The sequence below is a fragment of the Streptomyces globosus genome (genome assembly GCF_003325375.1).
In the GTDB taxonomy this organism is placed as follows: Bacteria; Actinomycetota; Actinomycetes; order Streptomycetales; family Streptomycetaceae; genus Streptomyces; species Streptomyces globosus_A.
In genome coordinates this window covers 4,754,989-4,774,155 of the sequence record NZ_CP030862.1, presented here as the reverse complement: position 1 = coordinate 4,774,155, position 19,167 = coordinate 4,754,989, and the positions used below count along the sequence as shown (strand labels likewise).

The 19,167-nt window shown below is 73.5% G+C and carries 19 protein-coding genes and 1 tRNA gene; 15 read left to right on the top strand and 5 right to left on the bottom strand.

The window, feature by feature from the left end; all coding sequences use genetic code 11:
- The first annotated feature begins 53 nt into the window (after window positions 1-53).
- Window positions 54-569, top strand: coding sequence for an SRPBCC family protein (locus C0216_RS21100; RefSeq protein WP_114056791.1), 516 nt, complete (start codon window positions 54-56; stop codon window positions 567-569).
- Between the two features lie 39 nt (window positions 570-608).
- Window positions 609-680: transfer RNA gene (locus C0216_RS21095), tRNA-Val, on the top strand.
- Between the two features lie 90 nt (window positions 681-770).
- Here C0216_RS21095 and C0216_RS21090 read toward each other — a convergent pair.
- Entirely contained in the window at window positions 771-1,496 is a 726-nt protein-coding gene (locus C0216_RS21090; protein WP_114056790.1) for a 3'-5' exonuclease, read from the bottom strand.
- A gap of 208 nt (window positions 1,497-1,704) precedes the next feature.
- Between C0216_RS21090 and C0216_RS21085 the strand changes: the two genes are divergently transcribed.
- Together C0216_RS21085 and C0216_RS21080 are read left to right on the top strand one after the other, a co-directional pair.
- Entirely contained in the window at window positions 1,705-2,295 is a 591-nt protein-coding gene (locus C0216_RS21085) for a DUF4365 domain-containing protein (RefSeq protein ID WP_114056789.1), read from the top strand.
- The gene (locus C0216_RS21080) at window positions 2,295-3,590 is read left to right on the top strand and encodes a hypothetical protein (RefSeq protein WP_246042645.1); all 1,296 of its coding nucleotides are present in this window, start codon (window positions 2,295-2,297) and stop codon (window positions 3,588-3,590) included. The genes C0216_RS21085 and C0216_RS21080 overlap by 1 nt, the downstream gene beginning before the upstream one ends.
- Before the next feature lie 161 nt (window positions 3,591-3,751).
- On the opposite strand, the gene C0216_RS21075 is transcribed toward C0216_RS21080, so the two are convergent.
- Window positions 3,752-4,234 carry a GNAT family N-acetyltransferase gene (locus C0216_RS21075; protein ID WP_114056788.1) on the bottom strand — a complete coding sequence of 161 codons (483 nt, stop codon included), beginning with the start codon at window positions 4,232-4,234 and terminating at the stop codon, window positions 3,752-3,754.
- Window positions 4,235-4,395: 161 nt separating this feature from the next.
- Between C0216_RS21075 and thrS the strand changes: the two genes are divergently transcribed.
- Window positions 4,396-6,372 (top strand): threonine--tRNA ligase, encoded by a 1,977-nt coding sequence (gene thrS, locus C0216_RS21070; protein WP_114056787.1) that lies wholly within the window; start codon window positions 4,396-4,398, stop codon window positions 6,370-6,372.
- A gap of 43 nt (window positions 6,373-6,415) precedes the next feature.
- Here thrS and C0216_RS21065 read toward each other — a convergent pair whose 3' ends face one another.
- Entirely contained in the window at window positions 6,416-7,102 is a 687-nt protein-coding gene (locus tag C0216_RS21065) for a potassium channel family protein (RefSeq protein ID WP_114056786.1), read from the bottom strand.
- Window positions 7,103-7,169: 67 nt separating this feature from the next.
- Between C0216_RS21065 and C0216_RS21060 the strand changes: the two genes are divergently transcribed.
- Window positions 7,170-7,730 carry an HIT family protein gene (locus tag C0216_RS21060; protein ID WP_114056785.1) on the top strand — a complete coding sequence of 187 codons (561 nt, stop codon included), beginning with the start codon at window positions 7,170-7,172 and terminating at the stop codon, window positions 7,728-7,730.
- 54 nt (window positions 7,731-7,784) lie between these two features.
- Here C0216_RS21060 and C0216_RS21055 read toward each other — a convergent pair whose 3' ends face one another.
- Window positions 7,785-9,449, bottom strand: a complete 1,665-nt coding sequence (locus C0216_RS21055; protein ID WP_114056784.1) for a hypothetical protein — start codon at window positions 9,447-9,449, stop codon at window positions 7,785-7,787.
- Between the two features lie 136 nt (window positions 9,450-9,585).
- Window positions 9,586-11,790, bottom strand: a complete 2,205-nt coding sequence (locus tag C0216_RS21050) for an elongation factor G-like protein EF-G2 (RefSeq protein WP_114056783.1) — start codon at window positions 11,788-11,790, stop codon at window positions 9,586-9,588.
- A 254-nt stretch (window positions 11,791-12,044) separates the two neighbouring features.
- On the opposite strand from C0216_RS21050, the gene pgsA reads away from it, so the two are divergent.
- The 9 genes from pgsA to ruvA all read left to right on the top strand — a co-directional run bounded on the left by pgsA (window position 12,045) and on the right by ruvA (window position 19,148).
- Window positions 12,045-12,707 carry a phosphatidylinositol phosphate synthase gene (gene pgsA, locus C0216_RS21045; protein WP_114056782.1) on the top strand — a complete coding sequence of 221 codons (663 nt, stop codon included), beginning with the start codon at window positions 12,045-12,047 and terminating at the stop codon, window positions 12,705-12,707.
- Window positions 12,707-13,612, top strand: a complete 906-nt coding sequence (locus tag C0216_RS21040; RefSeq protein WP_114056781.1) for a phosphatidylinositol mannoside acyltransferase — start codon at window positions 12,707-12,709, stop codon at window positions 13,610-13,612. Before pgsA ends, C0216_RS21040 begins: the two co-directional genes overlap by 1 nt.
- Window positions 13,609-14,778 carry a glycosyltransferase family 4 protein gene (locus tag C0216_RS21035; protein ID WP_114056780.1) on the top strand — a complete coding sequence of 390 codons (1,170 nt, stop codon included), beginning with the start codon at window positions 13,609-13,611 and terminating at the stop codon, window positions 14,776-14,778. Before C0216_RS21040 ends, C0216_RS21035 begins: the two co-directional genes overlap by 4 nt.
- Window positions 14,779-14,854: 76 nt before the next feature.
- Entirely contained in the window at window positions 14,855-15,394 is a 540-nt protein-coding gene (locus C0216_RS21030; protein ID WP_114056779.1) for a hypothetical protein, read from the top strand.
- 149 nt (window positions 15,395-15,543) lie between these two features.
- A complete protein-coding gene (gene pdxS / locus C0216_RS21025; RefSeq protein ID WP_114056778.1) occupies window positions 15,544-16,455 on the top strand; it encodes a pyridoxal 5'-phosphate synthase lyase subunit PdxS in 912 nt (303 codons plus the stop codon).
- A 12-nt stretch (window positions 16,456-16,467) separates the two neighbouring features.
- Window positions 16,468-17,061 (top strand): pyridoxal 5'-phosphate synthase glutaminase subunit PdxT, encoded by a 594-nt coding sequence (gene pdxT / locus C0216_RS21020; RefSeq protein ID WP_114056777.1) that lies wholly within the window; start codon window positions 16,468-16,470, stop codon window positions 17,059-17,061.
- Window positions 17,062-17,118: 57 nt separating this feature from the next.
- Window positions 17,119-17,871: a YebC/PmpR family DNA-binding transcriptional regulator gene (locus C0216_RS21015; protein WP_114056776.1), complete on the top strand. Its 753-nt coding sequence runs from the start codon at window positions 17,119-17,121 to the stop codon at window positions 17,869-17,871.
- Window positions 17,872-17,991: 120 nt separating this feature from the next.
- Complete coding sequence (gene ruvC / locus C0216_RS21010) at window positions 17,992-18,522, top strand: crossover junction endodeoxyribonuclease RuvC (RefSeq protein ID WP_114056775.1); 531 nt, start codon at window positions 17,992-17,994, stop codon at window positions 18,520-18,522.
- Window positions 18,519-19,148: a Holliday junction branch migration protein RuvA gene (gene ruvA / locus C0216_RS21005; RefSeq protein WP_114056774.1), complete on the top strand. Its 630-nt coding sequence runs from the start codon at window positions 18,519-18,521 to the stop codon at window positions 19,146-19,148. Before ruvC ends, ruvA begins: the two co-directional genes overlap by 4 nt.
- Window positions 19,149-19,167: the final 19 nt, after the last annotated feature.

Genomic DNA, 19,167 nt, shown 5'->3' with positions numbered 1-19,167 from the left:
CGGGAACATGGGGCCCCCTACTCAGATCCGCCCTGAGTACCGACACTGGTCGCATGGGCCCCCGCCGCACCGCCCGCGCAGACCGCACCCCCGACCCCCGCCGCCTGCCGTCGGTACACCGGTTCCGCTTCCGCACCGCCTGGGATCTCGACGCCCCGCCCGACCGCGTCTACGCCGTCCTCGCCCGCGCGGAGGACTACCCCCGCTGGTGGCCCCAGGTCCGCCGGGCCGAGCGCACCGGCGGGCACACCGGCACCGCGTACATCCGCTCCGCGCTGCCGTACACGCTCCGCGTCACCACCGCCGAACTCGTGAGCGACCCCCGCGGCGGCATCCTCGAAGCGGCCCTCGGCGGCGACATGGAGGGCTGGGCCCGCTGGACCGTCCGCCCCCGCGGCACCACCGGGACGCGGGCCCTGTACGAGCAGGAGGTCGAGGTCCGCCGCCCGCTGCTGCGCCGGCTCTCCGGGCCCGCCCGGCCCCTGCTGCACCTCAACCACGCCCTGATGATGCGCGCCGGACGGCGGGGTCTCGCCCGCCTCCTGGCCGGCCCGCCGGAAGCGGTTTGAACCCGGGCCCGTGCCTCTTGTATTGTTCAGTGCGTTCCCGGGCGATTAGCTCAGCGGGAGAGCACTTCGTTCACACCGAAGGGGTCACTGGTTCGATCCCAGTATCGCCCACCGCCGGGACAGGCCGGTCCGTCAGACGACGGACCGGCCTTCCGCATTCCGGACTCTGCCGGCGGCAACGTCCCTGCCGCGCAGCGGGCTTCACGCCGCCGTCGACACCTCCGGCCGCAGCGGCCAGTGCGGGTCCACCACCTCCGGCGTCCCCTGCCGCTGGAACCACGCCTGCAGCCCGCGCGCCTGCGCCGCGTACCAGACCGCCTGCAGCGTGTGCAGCTCCGCCGGACTCAGCCGCTCCAGCCGGCCCGCGAACCGGCGGCCGACCGCCCGCACCACCTCCAGCGACGCCAGCGCGTCCGCCGCCGCGTCGTGCGCCCCCTCCAGCTCTATCCCGTAGTGCGCACACAGGTCCGCCAGCGTCCGCCGGCCCTTGCGGTACCGGTCCAGGTGCTTGTCCAGCACCCGCGGGTCGAGCACCGTCAGCGGCCGGTTGTCCAGGTACCGCGCCAGCGACGACGCCCGGTGCCGCCGCAACTCCCGGTCCAGCAGGGTCAGGTCGAACGGCGCGTTCATCACCACCACCGGCCGGCCCGCCACCTGCTGCTCCGCCAGCGCCCGGGCTATCTCCTCCATCACCGGCGCCGGCCACCGCCCGTGGTGCTGGAGGTGGTCGTCCGTCAGACCGTGCACCTCCGTCGCCTCCCGCGGCACCGGGATGCCGGGATTGACCAGCCAGCGGGTCTGGCGGACCCGGCCGCCCGCACACTCCTGCACGACGAGAGCGGCGGACACGATCCGGTCCCGCTCCACGTCCACTCCGGTCGTCTCCGTGTCGAATGCGGCCAGCGGCCCCTCGTACCAGCGCGTCATGGCGAACTCCTCGTTCCCGATCGGCGGATGGGGCGCACCGCGCCGCCGCCCCCCTCGCCCGATTCCGTGATACCCGGCCCGTTTGCGCCGTACGCCGTTTGCGGCCGGTCCGGTACGGAGACAACTTCCCCGGGGGGCCGCACACATGAACGGCCGTCACCCCGTCCGCAACTACCCGGCATTGCCCGCGAGGCAGGGGGAGCCGGCCATGGCACTCACCCGACCCGAACCGGGCGGGGTGCTGCCGGGGCAGACCGGCGCGCAGGACAGCGCGCGCCCGGCCCCGCTGCGCGGCACGCTCGCCACCACCGCCTGCATGGAGACCCTCCAGGTGGGATACCTGCACGCCGTCGCGGCGGCCGCCGGCTGCTCGCTCTCCCAGCCGTTCCCCGACAACGGCATCGACTGGCAGGTTAACCACGGCGCGCCCGAGCACACCGTCGACGACGAGGTCACCATCAAAGTCCAGCTGAAGGCCACCTACCAGGTCGCGCCCGCCCCGGCCGGGCCCACCTTCGGCTTCACCCTCGACAACGAACACCTCGTCAAGCTCGCCCGCACCCCCGTCGCCGTCCACAAGATCCTCGTCGTGATGCTCGTCCCGCGGGAGCGCGACCAGTGGCTCGCCGCCGGGCACGACCGGCTCGACCTGCGCCACTGCTGCTACTGGACCAACCTCGCCGGGCACCCCGTGACCGGCCGCCGGCGCACCACCGTCCGGATCCCCACCGCGCGGATCTTCGACGACCGGGCCCTGTGCGAGATCATGACCCGGGTCGGGTCGGGAGGGACACCCTGATGCACCGCAATCCGCCGGACCGCGACCGCCGCCAACCGCCCCCGCCGCTGCCGCCTGCGCCGCCCGCGTACGCCGCCCGCCCGGCCCGCCCCGGCGTCCCCGGCCCCGGCGACCCCGCGGACCCGGCGCCCGACCCCGCCCGCGTCGACCCCGCCGTCCTCGGCGCGCTGCTGCGCCGGCACGGCTGGCAGCGCCGCGGCGGAGCCGCCGGGCGCTTCGGCCGCTGGACCCCGCCCGCGGCCGGCCCGGGCACCGCCCCGGCCAGCATCCTCGTCCCGGAGAGCCGCGCCTTCCCCGACTGCACCGACCTCCTCGAAGAGGCCCTCGCCGCGCTCGCCCGCAGCGCCCTGCCCGCCGCCCGCGAGGTGCTGTACGGCCTCGGCGTCCCCAGCGACGAGGTCCGCTGGGAACGCCGGGTCCCCCAGGGGCCCTCGGGGGCGTACGGGCTTCCCGGCGAGGCCGCCTGGAGCGTGCAGGAACAGCTCCGCTCGGCCGCACGCCGGCTCCTCCTCGCCGGGGCCCTCGCCGACCGGGCCCGCGTCGGCTACCACGGGGCCCGGCACCGCGCCCGCGCCGAACGCGCCCTCGACGGGGTCCTCGTCGGCCCTGCCGCCGACGGGCGGGCGCTGAGCGCGTACGTGCCCGTCGCCGGCGGCCGCGGCCCGGTGGCCCGGCTGCACCACGCCCTGCACGCCGCCCGGGAGGCCGTCGACTACCGGCGCGCCACCGGCCGCATGGAGGCCTTCGACGCCGCGGTCCCCGCCGGCGTCAGCCGGGAGCTCGCCGACGCGCTCATCGCCCTCGTCCGCGGCTCCGAGGGCGCCCGGATCGCGCTGGCCTGGGCGCCGGCCGCCGGGCCGCCCCCCGGGTGCGCGGCCCGCCCGGAGCCGGTCGAGTTCTCGCCCGGGGACCTGCCCGCGCTCCGCGAGGCCGCCGCCCGCTATACCCGGGCCGAGCCGGCCGTCCCCGTGCGGCTCTCCGGAACGGTCGTCCGGATGCGCCGGTCCGCCCCCAGCGGCGGGGGCACCGTACGGCTGCGGGTGCTGTCCGGCGCGGAGATCGCGTACGCCCGCGTCTCCCTCGGCGAGGACGCCTACCGGGTCGCAGGCCGCGCCCACCTCGCCGGCGTCCCGATCCGGCTCACCGGCCGCCTCCAGCGGCGCGGCGGCTTCCGCCGGCTGACCGACGCCGAGGATGTGGCGCCCGTCCCCCTGGACGAGGTGCAGCGCGACCGCCTGATGAAGACCCTGGACGACCCGTCGGACTTCCTGCCCGCCGACGACCAGCCCCTCTAGGGCCTGTATGGAGTTGCCCCGTGGAGCAAGGAGCGGCGTTCGGTGCGTACCCTCGGTGTGCGGGACGAATGTCCTCGTAGCGGAGCTACTAGGGCATTCGGCCCGTGCGCCGAGGGTGCGTGCCGGGCGTCGCGACGCCGCGGGGCAACTCCATACAGGCCCTAGGACCGGCGCGGGGCCAGCGCGAACGACGCCATCGCCAGGCCCGGCGCGGGGGAGAAGTCCGCACCCCGGACGAAGCCCAGCCGCTCGTACAGGGCGACCGCCGGCGCGTTCGCCGCGCCCGTAGTGACCGTGACCGGCACCCCGGGCGGGAGCTCCCCCAGCAGGTGCCGCAGCAGCAGCGAGGCGATGCCGAGGCGGAAGCGGGCCGGGTCCACGCACAGCCGGTCCACGCACACCGAGCCGTCCGCCTCCCGCTCCCAGGCGACGAAGCCGGCGATCTCCCCGTCCGCACCGACGGCGCCCCGCCACTGGAGGGGCCTGGTGCGCATCTTGGCGAGGCTCTCGTGCAGAGCGGGGATGCCGTCGAAGCCGATCAGCTCCGCCTCCACCTCGTACGCCGCCCGCCCGATCCGGTGGACGGCGGCGGCGACCTCCTCATCGGCCAGGTCCAGCGGCCGCACCGGCCATGTCGTCGTCATGGGCCCACGCTATCCGCGGCGCGGGCCGCCGGAGCAGCGGGCGGCGGCAACCGCTTCGCGGCGGACCCGCTCCGCTCGGTACGATTCACACGCGCGGCGTCCACCGCCGCACGCCTCCCCGGGCCGACCGCCGGGAGGCGCCACCAGAGTCAGGAGAGACCGTGTCAGACGTCCGTGTGATCATCCAACGCGATTCCGAGCGGGACGAGCGCGTGGTGGCCACGGGCACTACGGCCGCCGACCTCTTCGCCGACGACCGCACCGTCATCGCCGCACGCGTCGCGGGCGAGCTGAAGGACCTCTCCTACGCCGTCCAGGACGGCGAGACCGTCGAGCCCGTGGAGATCTCTTCCCCGGACGGCCTCGACATCCTGCGCCACTCCACCGCGCACGTCATGGCCCAGGCCGTGCAGGAGCTCTTCCCCGAGGCGAAGCTGGGCATCGGCCCGCCGGTCCGGGACGGCTTCTACTACGACTTCGACGTCGCGAGGCCCTTCACCCCCGAGGACCTCAAGGCCATCGAGAAGAAGATGCAGGAGATCCAGAAGCGGGGGCAGAAGTTCTCCCGCCGCGTCGTGACCGACGAGGCCGCCCGCGAGGAGCTCGCCGACGAGCCGTACAAGCTGGAGCTCATCGGCATCAAGGGCGCGGCCTCCACCGACGACGGCGCGAACGTCGAGGTGGGCGCCGGCGAGCTGACCATCTACGACAACCTCGACGCCAAGACCGGCGAGCTGTGCTGGCGGGACCTCTGCCGAGGCCCCCACCTGCCGAGCACCCGCAGCATCCCAGCGTTCAAGCTGATGCGGAACGCGGCCGCCTACTGGCGCGGCAGCGAGAAGAACCCGATGCTCCAGCGCATCTACGGCACCGCCTGGCCGTCGAAGGACGAGCTGAAGGCCCACCTCGACTTCCTCGCCGAGGCCGAGAAGCGCGACCACCGCCGCCTCGGCACCGAGCTGGACCTGTTCTCCATCCCGGACGAGATCGGCTCCGGCCTCGCCGTCTTCCACCCCAAGGGCGGCATCATCCGCCGGGTCATGGAGGACTACAGCCGCAAGCGGCACGAGGAGGAGGGCTACGAGTTCGTCTACTCGCCGCACGCCACCAAGGGAGCCCTCTTCGAGAAGAGCGGCCACCTGGACTGGTACGCGGAGGGCATGTACCCCCCCATGCAGCTCGACGGCGGTACCGACTACTACCTCAAGCCGATGAACTGCCCCATGCACAACCTGATCTTCGACGCGCGCGGGCGCTCGTACAGGGAACTGCCCCTGCGGCTCTTCGAGTTCGGCACCGTCTACCGGTACGAGAAGTCCGGCGTGGTCCACGGCCTGACCCGCGCCCGCGGCTTCACCCAGGACGACGCGCACATCTACTGCACCCGCGAGCAGATGGCGGAGGAGCTGGACCGCACCCTCACCTTCGTCCTGAACCTGCTCCGCGACTACGGCCTGACCGACTTCTACCTGGAGCTGTCCACCAAGGACCCGGAGAAGTTCGTCGGCTCGGACGAGGTCTGGGAGGAGGCCACGGCCACCCTTCAGCAGGTCGCCGAGAAGCAGGGCCTGCCGCTGGTCCCGGACCCGGGCGGCGCCGCCTTCTACGGCCCGAAGATCTCCGTCCAGTGCCGTGACGCCATCGGCCGCACCTGGCAGATGTCGACCGTACAGCTCGACTTCAACCTGCCCGAGCGCTTCGACCTGGAGTACACCGCCGGGGACGGCTCACGCCAGCGGCCGGTCATGATCCACCGTGCGCTGTTCGGCAGCATCGAGCGGTTCTTCGCCGTCCTGCTGGAGCACTACGCCGGCGCCATGCCGCCGTGGCTCGCCCCGGTCCAGGCCGTCGGCATCCCGATCGGCGACGCGCACGTGGACTACCTGAAGGACTTCGCCGCCGAGGCGAGGAAGAAGGGCCTGCGGGTCGAGGTGGACGCCTCCTCCGACCGCATGCAGAAGAAGATCCGGACCTGGCAGAAGCAGAAGGTCCCGTTCATGATCATCGTCGGTGACGAGGACATGGCCGCGGGCACGGTCTCCTTCCGCTACCGCGACGGCTCGCAGGAGAACGGTGTCCCGCGCGACGCTGCCCTTGCCAAGCTCGTCGACGTGGTGGAGCGCCGCGTCCAGGTGTGACCTGCTCCCCGCCGCGAGCGGGGAGGGAGCCCCCGGGAAGTGATCACTCCCCGGGGGCTTCGTCGTCGCCCTCCTGGGCGAAGACCGACAGCAGCCATGAGGAGAACGAGCCGGTCACCGCGCCCAGCAGGGCCAGACCGCCGATCATCATCCCCACCGCCACGGTGCGGCCCCGGACCGTCACCGGGACGACGTCCCCGTACCCGACCGTGGTGAGGGTGGCGGCCACCCACCACACCGAGTCCCCGAAGGTCCTGATCGTCGCGTCCGGTGCGTGGCGCTCCGCCTGGTACACGTTCAGCGCCCCGGCGAAGCCGAGCAGCAGCGCGGACAGTCCGGCGTACGTGATCACGCGCGCATGCAGGCCGAGGCGGGCGCGGCTGCCGCGGCGCCGGATCGCGGTGTACACCTTCACCACCCGCAGGGGGCGCAGCAGCGGCAGCACGAGCACGACGGTGTCCAGCCAGTGGGTGCGGACGAAGCGGATCGGCCGCTGCCGGCTGAGCCGGTAGCGCACGGCATAGTCCACGAGGAACATCAGCCAGGTGACGCCCACGGCGACCAGACCCGTCTCGCGGACGAACCGGTTGCCCTCCGGCACCAGGACGTGCAGCGCGTAGCCCGCGAGGAAGACCAGGGAGGCTGCGAGCAGCGGCAGCTCCGCCCCGGCCTCCCAGCGTTCCAGCCGGGGGTCCGGGGGCACCGTGGCTTTCGGCGTGCGGTGTCTCATCCGGTCAGGATGGCCGCACGCCGGGGGATCTCCGCCCCGGCGACACGCCGCCCGGCGGCAAGGTCATATGCTGCATGGCATGACGACTGAGCCGGAGCAGCAGAACGGCGTGGGTACGCAGGACGCCTTCCAGCGTCTGTGGACCCCGCACCGGATGGCGTACATCCAGGGTGAGAACAAGCCCACCGGCCCCGCGGCCGGGGACGGCTGCCCCTTCTGCGGGATCCCGGCGATGTCGGACGCGGACGGGCTGGTCGTGGCCCGCGGCAAGCACGTCTACGCGGTGCTGAACCTGTACCCGTACAACGGCGGCCACCTGATGGTGGTGCCCTACCGGCACGTCGCCGACTACACCGAGCTGGACGCCGACGAGACGGCCGAGCTGGCCGACCTGACCAAGCGGGCCATGGTGGCGCTGCGCAAGGCGTCCGGGGCGCACGGTTTCAACATCGGCATGAACCAGGGCGCGGCGGCGGGCGCCGGGATCGCCGCCCACCTGCACCAGCACATCGTGCCGCGGTGGGGCGGGGACACGAACTTCATGCCGGTCGTCGGGCACACGAAGGTGCTGCCGCAGCTCCTGGCCGACACCCGGCAGATGCTCGCGGACTCCTGGCCGGGCGAGTAGGACACGCCGCGGGGCGGGAGGCGGCAGCCGCCTCCCGCCCCGTTTGCGCGCTCCTCACGCGTCGTACACGTCCGCCTTGCGCGGTGCGGCGTCCTGGACGAGGCCGCTGACGATGAGCGAGCGGTTGGTGAAGCGGTCGATGTCGACGCCGTTCTCGTCGAGGACGCGCATCGCGGCGGCGTGCACCGCCCGCAGGACGGGGGTCGCCGCGCGCAGGGCGTCGTCGGCCATGAAGCGGTGGCGCCAGGGCTGCCCCGCCCAGACGTGCCGGACGCCGAACGGCTCGGGCAGGACGAGCTTGCCGCCGAAGAACTCCAGCAGCGGCGGGTACCAGGTGAGCGGGGCGCGGACCGCGAGCCGCACCACCTCCGCCGCGTCGACCAGCGGCAGCGGGCGCTCGACCGTCTCCCAGAAGCGGACGGACTTGGGGACCTCGACCTTGGGGGCCGCCGACTTGGTCGTGAACAGGCCGTGGACAGGGCCGAGGGCATGCCCGGTGACCTCGACGCGGAGGGTCTTGTAGAGGACCGTCACCGTGACCAGCATCGTGATCACGAGTTGGCCGTCCCACAGCGGGTACTGGATGCCGAGGTAGTGCCGGTTGCCGCCGCTGAACTGCTGCTCGTTGCAGATGCGGGTGACCTCGTGCGGTTTGACGAGGAACGTGTCGACGTCCGCGCCGGACGGCCGGGCCACCTCGCCGGCGCCCTCGCCGACGGGGGTGACGATCCAGTGCTGGATGCTCGCCGGCGGGAGGCCGCCGGTGTGCAGGGGGCCGCGCTCCAGCTTGCGCAGCTCGCTGTCGATCGCGCGTATGACGTCCCAGCTGCGGAAGGGGTGGATCTCCGCGGTGCCGGGCTTGGGGGCGAGCTCCTCGGCGAGCTGCCAGCTGCCCCAGCGGGTGCCCATGCCGAGGATGCCCTTGGGGCCGGCGTAGAAGACGGAGTTGCTGCGGTTCTCGGCGGTCAGCCTGGCCAGGGAGAGGCGCAGGTCCTCGCGGGCCTTCTCGTCCGGGTTCCCGGGGACCGCCTCGGGGATCTTCGCGCCGACGCCGCCGCCCGACAGGAGGCCGTCCCACCGGGAGCGCAGGTCGGCGGCGGTGGACTCGCAGATGCGGCGGGCGAGGAACCAGCCGACCGCCGGGGCGATGACCATGCCGCGCAGGTAGAGGCCGAGGAAGCCGTCGAACGGGAGCCGGAACATCATCACGGCGACGACGACGGCGACGCCGACGAGCAGGAGCGTGCTCATCCAGGAGGCGTACTTCTCGTTGCCGGTCAGGGTCCTGCGCAGCTGGAACAGGGCGAGCCACAGCAGCAGGCCCGGCAGGAACAGCACCCCGGCGACCAGCATGATCAGCCGGAGCTTGCGGTCGCGCTGCTTGCGGATGTGCGAGGCGGCCAGGCAGTGCTCGACGACGGTCTGCGGGTCGGCGCCGAAGGACTGGATGAGCGGCTTGCGGCCGGCGGGGACGGTGCGGGCCTCGACGGCGCGGCAGAAGGCCTCGCCGAGGTTGGGCTCGAACAGGGAGATCTTCGGCGGCTTGACGGTGGAGGAGTGGTACTCGTTGTCGGCGCCGAGTATGGAGGAGAGCTTGGTGTCCTTCCCGCCGTCGCGGTAGGCCGCCGAGGCCAGCGCGTGCGTCGCCGCGGTCTGGCCCCCGCCGCCCTGGAGGGGTACCTGCGCCCCCGGCCTGAAGTCGAATCCGTCGTCCGCCACCGCTGCCCCCAACCCCCATCGCTGTGCGTCGTGCTCGCGTACCGCCCGGACGAGCCTATCGGCGTATCCGCTCCCGCGGTCGCGGAAGGGGGAAAGCCGCCCGCGGCAACCGGGCCGTACGGGCGGCTTCCTGGCGCTACGTCAGAGGACTTCCCTTCTCGAGGCGTTCGCGCACCTTCTCGGCGATGTTCGGGGGCATCGGCTCGTGGCGGGCGTAGGAGCGGGAGAAGCGGCCGGTGCCGTGGGAGACGGAGCGGAGCTCGACGGCGTACCGGCTGATCTCGATCTCGGGGATCTCCGCGCGGACCAGGGTGCGCCCCGATCCGGACTGCTCGGTGCCCACGACGCGGCCGCGGCGGCCCGCGAGGTCGCTCATGACGGGGCCGACGTAGTCGTCGGGGACGAGGACCGCGAGTTCCGCGACCGGCTCCAGGAGGTGGATGGCCGACGAGGCGGCGGCCTCGCGGAGCGCCAGCGCGCCCGCGGTCTGGAAGGCGGCGTCGGAGGAGTCCACCGAGTGGGCCTTGCCGTCGAGGAGGGTGACGCGGACGTCGACCAGCGGGTAGCCGGCCGCGAGGCCGCGCGCGGCCTGGGCGCGCACGCCCTTCTCGACGGACGGGATGAACTGGCGGGGGACGGCGCCGCCGACGACCTTGTCGACGAACTCGATGCCGCTGCCGGGCGGGAGGGGCTCCACCTCGATCTCGCAGATCGCGAACTGGCCGTGGCCGCCGGACTGCTTGACGTGCCGGCCCCGGCCGGAGGCGGGGGCGCCGAAGGTCTCGCGGAGGCTGACCCTGTGGGGGACGGGGTCGACCTGGACGCCGTACCGGGTGCGCAGGCGTTCGAGGGCGACGTCCTGGTGGGCCTCGCCGAGGCACCACAGGACCACCTGGTGGGTGTCGGGGTTCTGCTCCAGCCGCATGGTGGGGTCCTCGGCGGCGAGGCGCGCCAGGCCCTGGGAGAGCTTGTCCTCGTCGGCCTTGCTGTGGGCCTGGACGGCGAGGGGGAGCAGCGGGTCGGGCATCTGCCAGGGCTCCATCAGCAGCGGCCGGTCCTTGGCGGAGAGGGTGTCCCCGGTCTCGGCGCGGGTGAGCTTGGCCACGCAGGCGAGGTCGCCGGCGACGGCGCGGGTGACGGGGCGCTGCTGTTTGCCGAAGGGGCAGGAGAGGGCGCCGGTGCGCTCGTCGACGTCGTGGTCCTCGTGGCCGCGGTCGGTGAGGCCGTGGCCGCTGACGTGGACGGTCTGCTCGGGCAGCAGGGTGCCGGAGAAGACGCGGACGAGGGAGATGCGGCCGACGTAGGGGTCGGAGGAGGTCTTGACGACCTCGGCGACGAGGGGGCCGTCGGGGTCGCAGGCGACGGCGGGGCGGTCGGCGCCGTCGGGGGCGGTGACGGGTACCGGGTCCCGTTCGAGGGGGGTGGGGAAGCCGCGGGTGACCAGCTCCAGCAGTTCGACGGTGCCGAGCCCCTGGCGGGCGCCGTCGGCGGCGGGCGCCGCCATGAGGACGGGGTGGAAGGTGCCGCGGGCGACGGCCCGCTCCAGGTCGGCGACGAGCGATTTCAGGTCGATGTCCTCGCCGCCGAGGTAGCGGTCCATGAGGGTCTCGTCCTCGCTCTCGGCGATGACTGCCTCGATGAGGCGGGAGCGGGCCCCGGCGATCTGCGCGAGCTCCTCCGGCTCGGGGTCGCGCTCGGCGCGCCCGCCGGAGGAGTAGTCGTGGACGCGCTGGGTGAGCAGGTCGAGGAGTCCGGTGACAGGGGCGTGGCCGTCCGGGCCGGCGGGGCCGTACAGGGGCAGGTGGAGGGGGACGACGGCGTCGGGGTCGTCGCCGCCGAAGGCGTCCGCGCACACGGCGGCCATCTGCGCGTGGTCGGCGCGGGCCGCCTCCAGATGGGTGACGACGATGGCGCGGGGCATGCCGACGGCCTGGCACTCCTCCCAGACCATGCGGGTGGCGCCGTCGATGCCGTCGGAGGAGGAGACGACGAAGAGGGCCGCGTCGGCGGCGCGCAGGCCCGCCCGAAGCTCCCCGACGAAGTCGGCGTACCCGGGGGTGTCCAGGAGGTTGACCTTGGTCCCGGCCCATTCGACGGGGACGAGGGAGAGCTGGACGGACCGCTGCTGGCGGTGCTCGATCTCGTCGTGGTCGGAGACGGTGGAGCCGTCCTCGACGCGGCCGGCCCTGGTGACGGCTCCGGCGGTCAGGGCGAGTGCTTCGACCAGCGTGGTCTTCCCGGCTCCGGTGTGGCCGACCAGCACCACGTTCCGTACGGAGGAGGGGTGGTCGGCCGTCGGTGCCCTGCCGGCGGCTCCGGCTTGGTGTGATGTGGCTCCCATGGTGCTCGTGCCTCCCGGTGGGACGGTGACGAGGGTGATCGGGGCTCCTCCGAGCTTTGCACCGGTGCCACACCGCGTCCATACGGAGTACCCCGCACGGGTCCGGGGGGCGGCTCCGGCGCAGACGGCCGGTTGCGGGCCGATTGCCCGGGGTGAACCGCGGGTGCGCGGGCGTGCGGCCCCGGGGCGCTGGCTACGATGGGCCAGCCGGTGGCCGTAGGGGCCGTGCGGCCCAGCGACCCTCTGGGAAGGCCATGCTGAACAAGTACGCGCGTGCGTTCTTCACGCGTGTTCTCACGCCATTCGCCGCTTTTCTGCTCCGGCGGGGGGTGAGCCCGGACGCGGTCACGCTGATCGGCACCGCCGGAGTCGTGGCCGGCGCACTGGTCTTCTTCCCCCGCGGCGAGTTCTTCTGGGGAACGATCACCATCACGCTGTTCGTGTTCTCCGACCTCGTCGACGGGAACATGGCCCGCCAGGCCGGGGTGTCCAGCCGGTGGGGGGCCTTCCTGGACTCCACCCTGGACCGGGTGGCCGACGCGGCGATCTTCGGCGGCCTCGCGCTCTGGTACGCCGGCTCCGGCGGCGACAACGTGCTCTGCGCGGTGGCGATCTTCTGCCTGGCCAGCGGCCAGGTCGTGTCGTACACCAAGGCCCGCGGCGAGTCCATCGGGCTGCCCGTGGCCGTCAACGGCCTCGTCGAGCGGGCCGAGCGCCTGGTGCTGACGCTGGTGGCCGCCGGCCTGTCGGGGCTCCAGGTGTTCGGGGCGCCCTCGTGGCTGGGCGTCCTGCTGCCCGTCGCGCTGTGGGCGGTCGCCGCGGGCTCGCTGGTCACCCTGGTGCAGCGGGTCGTCACCGTGCGCCGCGAGGCGGCCGAGGCCGACGCGGCCGCCGCCTCCGAGCCGGGCGCCGCCTGATGGGGGGCTACCGGGAGCGGTTCGTCGACGGCCTGTACGGGCTCGGCTGGGCCGGCGTGAAGAAGCTGCCCGAGCCGGCCGCCGCCGCCCTCGGCCGGCGGATCGCGGACACGGTCTGGCGCCGCCGCGGCAAGAGCGTGCTGCGTCTGGAGTCGAACCTGGCCCGCGTGGTGCCGGAGGCCGGGCCGGAGCGGCTGCGCGAGCTGTCGCGGGCCGGGATGCGCTCGTACATGCGGTACTGGATGGAGTCGTTCCGGCTGCCGGCGATGGACCGGCAGCGCTTCGGCACCGACGTGGTGACGAAGGACGAGCACATCCTGCGCGAGGCCCTGGCCTCCGGCCGCGGGGTCGTCGTCGCCCTGCCGCACCTGGCCAACTGGGACCTGGCCGGGGCCTGGGTCACCGGGCACCTGGGCATCCCGTTCACCACCGTCGCCGAGCGGCTGCGGCCCGAGTCGCTCTACGACCGGTTCGTCGCCTACCGCGAGGGGCTCGGCATGGAGGTCCTGCCGCACAGCGGCGGGGCCGCGTTCGGGGTGCTGGCGCGCCGGCTGCGCTCCGGCGGGCTGGTCTGCCTCGTCGCCGACCGCGACCTGTCCGCGTCCGGCGTCGAGGTGGAGTTCTTCGGCGCGACGGCGCGGATGCCGGCCGGGCCGGCCCTGCTCGCCCAGCAGACGGGCGCCGCCCTGCTGCCCGCGACCCTGCACTACGGCGAGAGCCCGCAGATGCACATCCGGATCCACCCCGAGGTCGAGGTGCCCGCCTCCGGCGACCGCGTGCAGAGGACGGCCGCGATGACGCAGGCGGTGGCCGACGCCTTCGCGGAGGGCATCGCCGACCATCCGGAGGACTGGCACATGCTCCAGCGGCTGTGGCTGGACGACCTGGAGGAGCGCTCCGCGTGAAGATCGGCATCGTCTGCCCGTACGCGTGGGACGTGCCCGGCGGCGTCCAGTTCCACATCCGGGACCTCGCGGAGCACCTGATCCGCCTCGGCCACGAGGTGTCCGTCCTGGCCCCCGCGGACGACGACACGCCGCTGCCGCCGTACGCCGTCTCGGCCGGGCGGGCCGTGCCGGTGCCCTACAACGGGTCGGTGGCCCGGCTGAACTTCGGGTTCCTGTCCGCCGCACGGGTGCGGCGCTGGCTGCACGAGGGCGTCTTCGACGTCATCCACATCCACGAGCCGGCCTCGCCCTCCCTGGGCCTGCTGGCCTGCTGGGCCGCCCAGGGGCCGATCGTGGCCACCTTCCACACCTCCAACCCCCGGTCCCGGGCGATGATCGCCGCCTACCCGATCCTCCAGCCCGCGCTGGAGAAGATCAGCGCGCGGATCGCGGTCAGCGAGTACGCCCGGCGCACGCTCGTGGAGCACCTCGGCGGCGACGCCGTGGTCATCCCGAACGGCGTGGACGTCGACTTCTTCGCCTCCGCCGAGCCCAAGGCCGAGTGGGGCGGGCAGACCCTCGGGTTCATCGGCCGCATCGACGAGCCCCGCAAGGGGCTGCCCGTCCTGATGGCGGCCTTCCCGGAGATCGCCCGGCAGTGCCCCGGCGTCCGGCTGCTCGTGGCCGGCCGCGGGGACGAGGAGGAGGCCGTCGCCTCGCTGCCGCCGGACCTCCGCTCCCGCGTCGAGTTCCTCGGCATGGTCTCGGACGAGGACAAGGCCCGCCTGCTGCGCAGCGTCGACGTGTACGTCGCGCCCAACACCGGCGGCGAGAGCTTCGGCATCATCCTCGTCGAGGCCCTGTCGGCGGGCGCCGCCGTCCTCGCCTCCGACCTGGACGCCTTCGCCCAGGTCCTCGACCAGGGCGCGGCCGGCGAGCTGTTCGCGAACGAGGACGCGGGCGCGCTCGCCGCGGCCGCCGTGGCCCTGCTGCGCGACCCGGCGCGCCGGGCGGAGCTCAGCGCGCGCGGCTCCGCGCACGTGCGGCGCTTCGACTGGTCGACGGTCGGCGCGGACATCCTCGCCGTGTACGAGACGGTCACGGACGGCGCGTCCGCGGTGGCCGCCGACGAGCGGGTGCCGCTGCGCACCCGTCTCGGGCTGACCCGGGACACCTCCGCCTGACGTCCGCGGGCCCCCGGGCCGGCCGGGCCGCCCGGGCCGCCGGCGGGGCCCGCCGCGGGAGGTAGAGTCGCGGGCCGTGATCGAAACCCTTGTCTGGACCGCCCTGGCCCTCGCCGTCGTCGGGGTCTACCTGAGCTGGACCGCCGGACGCCTGGACCGGCTCCACTCGCGGATGGACGCCGCGCGCGCCGCCCTGGACGCCCAGCTGCTGCGGCGCTCCTCCGTCGTCATCGAGGTGGCGGCGTCCGGCGCCCTCGACCCGGCCTCCTCGATCGTGCTGTACGAGGCGGCGCACGCCGCCCGCCAGGCCGACGAGGAGCACCGCGAGGTCGCCGAGAGCGAGCTCAGCCAGGCGCTGCGCGCGGTGTTCGCGGACGCGGCCCAGGTCGAGGCGGTCCGGGAGGCGCCCGGCGGGGAGGCGGCCGCGGAGGAGCTGGCCGCGGCGGTGCGCCGGGTGCCGATGGCCCGCCGGTTCCACAACGACGCCGTACGGGCGGCCCGGGCCCTGCGCCGGCACCGCAAGGTGCGCTGGTTCCGGCTGGCCGGGCACGCGCCGTTCCCGCTGGCGTTCGAGATGGACGACGAACCCCCGGTGGATCTTGCCGACCGGCCGTAGCGCTGCTGCGACCGGGACACTTGTACCCAATGGCCAAGTCGAAAGGGGCCACCGGCTCCTCATTGGCCCTTGCGGTGGACTGGCCGGGGGCGGTTTGCTCGGTCGAGCACCACCGCAGCACCCGTCTTCCCCTTCCAGTGAGGTCATCCGTGAGCACGCTTCCCTCCACCCCGCAGTCCCCCGAGACCGGCACCGCCCGCGTCAAGCGCGGCATGGCCGAGCAGCTCAAGGGCGGCGTGATCATGGACGTGGTCAACGCCGAGCAGGCGAAGATCGCCGAGGACGCCGGCGCCGTCGCCGTCATGGCGCTGGAGCGGGTCCCCGCCGACATCCGCAAGGACGGCGGCGTCGCCCGCATGTCGGACCCGAACATGATCGAGGAGATCATCGGCGCGGTCTCGATCCCGGTCATGGCCAAGTCCCGCATCGGCCACTTCGTCGAGGCCCAGGTCCTGCAGTCCCTCGGCGTCGACTACATCGACGAGTCCGAGGTCCTCACCCCGGCCGACGAGGTCAACCACTCCGACAAGTGGGCCTTCACCACCCCCTTCGTCTGCGGTGCGACCAACCTGGGCGAGGCCCTGCGCCGCATCGCCGAGGGCGCGGCCATGATCCGCTCCAAGGGCGAGGCCGGCACCGGCAACGTCGTCGAGGCCGTCCGCCACCTGCGCCAGATCAAGAACGAGATCGCCAAGCTGCGCGGCTTCGACAACAACGAGCTGTTCGCCGCCGCCAAGGAGCTGCGCGCCCCGTACGAGCTCGTCAAGGAGGTCGCCGAGCTCGGCAAGCTGCCCGTGGTGCTGTTCAGCGCCGGCGGCGTCGCCACCCCGGCCGACGCGGCCCTGATGCGCCAGCTCGGCGCCGAGGGCGTGTTCGTCGGCTCCGGCATCTTCAAGTCGGGCGACCCGGCCAAGCGCGCCGCCGCCATCGTGAAGGCCACCACCTTCTTCGACGACCCGAAGGTCATCGCGGACGCCTCCCGCAACCTGGGCGAGGCCATGGTCGGCATCAACTGCGACACGCTGCCCGAGGCCGAGCGCTACGCCAACCGCGGCTGGTAAGGCACCACGACCATGAGCAACCCCCCCGTCATCGGTGTCCTGGCCCTCCAGGGCGACGTACGGGAGCACCTGATCGCCCTGGCCGCGGCGGACGCCGTGGCCAGGCCGGTCCGGCGCCCCGAGGAGCTCGCCGAGGTCGACGCCCTGGTGATCCCCGGCGGCGAGTCGACGACCATGTCGAAGCTCGCCGTCCTCTTCGGCATGCTGGAGCCGCTGCGCGAGCGCGTCCGCGGCGGCATGCCCGTGTACGGCACCTGCGCCGGCATGATCATGCTCGCCGACAAGCTGCTCGACGGCCGCGAGGACCAGGAGACGCTCGGCGGCATCGACATGATCGTCCGCCGCAACGCCTTCGGCCGGCAGAACGAGTCCTTCGAGGCGTCGATCGACTTCGCCGGCATCGGCGGCGGACCCGTCGAGGGCGTCTTCATCCGCGCCCCCTGGGTGGAGTCCGTCGGCGCCGAGGTGCAGGTCCTGGCCACGTACGACGGCCACACGGTGGCCGTGCGCCAGGGCAGCGTGCTGGCCACGTCGTTCCACCCGGAGCTGACCGGAGACGACCGCGTGCACGCCTACTTCGTCGACATGGTGCGCGCGGGGCTGTGAGCGGCTCCCGGTAGGATCAGGAGCGAACACCATTGGTTACGCGAAGGAGACAGGCGGATGTCCGGCCACTCTAAATGGGCTACGACGAAGCACAAGAAGGCCGTGATCGATGCCAAGCGCGGCAAGCTCTTCGCGAAGCTGATCAAGAACATCGAGGTCGCGGCCCGCATGGGCGGCGCCGACCCCGAGGGCAACCCGACGCTCTTCGACGCCATCCAGAAGGCCAAGAAGCAGTCCGTCCCGAACAAGAACATCGACTCCGCGGTCAAGCGCGGCGGCGGCCTCGAGGCCGGCGGCGTGGACTACGAGACGATCATGTACGAGGGCTACGGCCCCAACGGCGTCGCGGTCCTCATCGAGTGCCTCACCGACAACCGCAACCGCGCCGCCTCCGACGTCCGCGTCGCCATGACCCGCAACGGCGGCTCCATGGCCGACCCGGGCTCGGTCTCGTACCTGTTCAACCGCAAGGGCGTCATCATCCTGCCCAAGGGCGGGCTGAGCGAGGACGACGTCCTCGGCGCCGTCCTCGACGCCGGCGCCGAAGAGGTCAACGACAACGGCGACACGTTCGAGATCATCAGCGAGGCCACCGACCTGGTCGCGGTCCGCACCGCGCTCCAGGAGGCGGGCATCGACTACGACTCGGCCGACTCCAGCTTCGTCCCGACCATGCAGGTCGAGCTCGACGAAGAGGGCGCGCGCAAGATCTTCAAGCTGATCGACGCGCTGGAGGACAGCGACGACGTCCAGAACGTCTTCGCCAACTTCGACGTCTCGGACGAGGTCATGGAGAAGGTCGACGCCTGACCGGCGTCCACCGCCCACCGCAGGTCAGCCGGGCCGACGGGAACACACCCCGTCGGCCCGCTGCGTTGTCGGCGCCACCGGGTAGCCTGCACCGACAGGTGGATCCGAGGAGGGGGTGCGGTGCGCGTACTCGGTGTGGACCCGGGACTGACCCGCTGCGGCGTCGGCGTGGTGGAAGGCGTCGCGGGCCGGGCCCTGACCATGCGCGGAGTGGGCGTCGTCCGCACCCCGGTCGACGCCGAGCTCGGCGACCGCCTCGTCGCCGTCGAGCGCGGCATCGAGCAGTGGCTCGACGAGCACCGGCCCGAAGTCGTCGCCGTGGAGCGGGTCTTCAGCCAGCACAACGTCAGCACCGTCATGGGCACCGCGCAGGCCAGCGCCGTTGCCATGCTGTGTGCGGCCCGCCGCGGCATACCGGTCGCCCTGCACACCCCCAGCGAGGTCAAGGCCGCCGTCACCGGCTCCGGCCGGGCCGACAAGGCCCAGGTCGGCGCCATGGTCACCCGGCTGCTGCGGCTCGCCGCCCCGCCGAAGCCGGCCGACGCGGCGGACGCCCTCGCGCTCGCCATCTGCCACATCTGGCGGGCACCCGCCCAGAACCGCCTCCAGCAGGCGGTCGCCCTGCACACCCCGAAAGGCCGAACCCGATGATCGCCTTCGTCAGCGGCCCGGTCGCCGCCCTCACCCCCTCCCTCGCCGTCGTCGAGGTCGGGGGAGTGGGCATGGCCGTGCAGTGCACCCCGGGCACCATCGCCGGCCTGCGCATCGGGGAACCCGCCCGGCTGGCCACCTCCCTCGTGGTCCGCGAGGACTCCCTCACCCTGTACGGCTTCGCCGACGACGACGAGCGCCAGGTCTTCGAACTCCTCCAGACCGCCAGCGGGGTCGGACCGCGCCTCGCCCAGGCCATGCTCGGCGTCCACAGCCCCGACGCGCTGCGCCGCGCCGTCGAGACCGGCGACGAGAAGGCCCTCACCGCCGTCCCCGGCATCGGCAAGAAGGGCGCCCAGAAGCTCCTCCTCGAACTCAAGGGCAAGCTCGGCGCCCCCGCCGGCACTGGCGCCCTCGTCGGCGCGCAGCGCGCCGCCGCCGGCCCCGCCGCCTGGACCGAGCAGCTCTCCGCCGCGCTCATGGGGCTCGGCTACGCCTCGCGCGAGGCCGAGGAGGCGGTCGCCGCCGTCACCCCGCAGGCCGAGGCCGCCATCGCCGAGAACGGCTCCGCGCCCGTCCCGCAGCTGCTGCGCGCCGCCCTGCAGTCCCTCAACCGCGCCCGCTGACCGGCCGCAGCCCCCCGTA

Bases quoted from the DNA above. Each gene is read 5' to 3' on its own strand.
- C0216_RS21060 (WP_114056785.1), top strand. From the start codon at position 7,170: ATGCTGCATGGCATGACGACTGAGCCGGAGCAGCAGAACGGCGTGGGT.
- C0216_RS21075 (WP_114056788.1), bottom strand. From the start codon at position 4,234: ATGACGACGACATGGCCGGTGCGGCCGCTGGACCTGGCCGATGAGGAG.
- ruvA (WP_114056774.1), top strand. From the start codon at position 18,519: ATGATCGCCTTCGTCAGCGGCCCGGTCGCCGCCCTCACCCCCTCCCTC.
- C0216_RS21065 (WP_114056786.1), bottom strand. From the start codon at position 7,102: ATGAGACACCGCACGCCGAAAGCCACGGTGCCCCCGGACCCCCGGCTG.
- C0216_RS21015 (WP_114056776.1), top strand. From the start codon at position 17,119: ATGTCCGGCCACTCTAAATGGGCTACGACGAAGCACAAGAAGGCCGTG.
- C0216_RS21040 (WP_114056781.1), top strand. From the start codon at position 12,707: ATGGGGGGCTACCGGGAGCGGTTCGTCGACGGCCTGTACGGGCTCGGC.
- pdxT (WP_114056777.1), top strand. From the start codon at position 16,468: ATGAGCAACCCCCCCGTCATCGGTGTCCTGGCCCTCCAGGGCGACGTA.
- C0216_RS21080 (WP_246042645.1), top strand. From the start codon at position 2,295: ATGCACCGCAATCCGCCGGACCGCGACCGCCGCCAACCGCCCCCGCCG.
- C0216_RS21100 (WP_114056791.1), top strand. From the start codon at position 54: ATGGGCCCCCGCCGCACCGCCCGCGCAGACCGCACCCCCGACCCCCGC.
- pgsA (WP_114056782.1), top strand. From the start codon at position 12,045: ATGCTGAACAAGTACGCGCGTGCGTTCTTCACGCGTGTTCTCACGCCA.
- C0216_RS21085 (WP_114056789.1), top strand. From the start codon at position 1,705: ATGGCACTCACCCGACCCGAACCGGGCGGGGTGCTGCCGGGGCAGACC.
- C0216_RS21090 (WP_114056790.1), bottom strand. From the start codon at position 1,496: ATGACGCGCTGGTACGAGGGGCCGCTGGCCGCATTCGACACGGAGACG.
- C0216_RS21050 (WP_114056783.1), bottom strand. From the start codon at position 11,790: ATGGGAGCCACATCACACCAAGCCGGAGCCGCCGGCAGGGCACCGACG.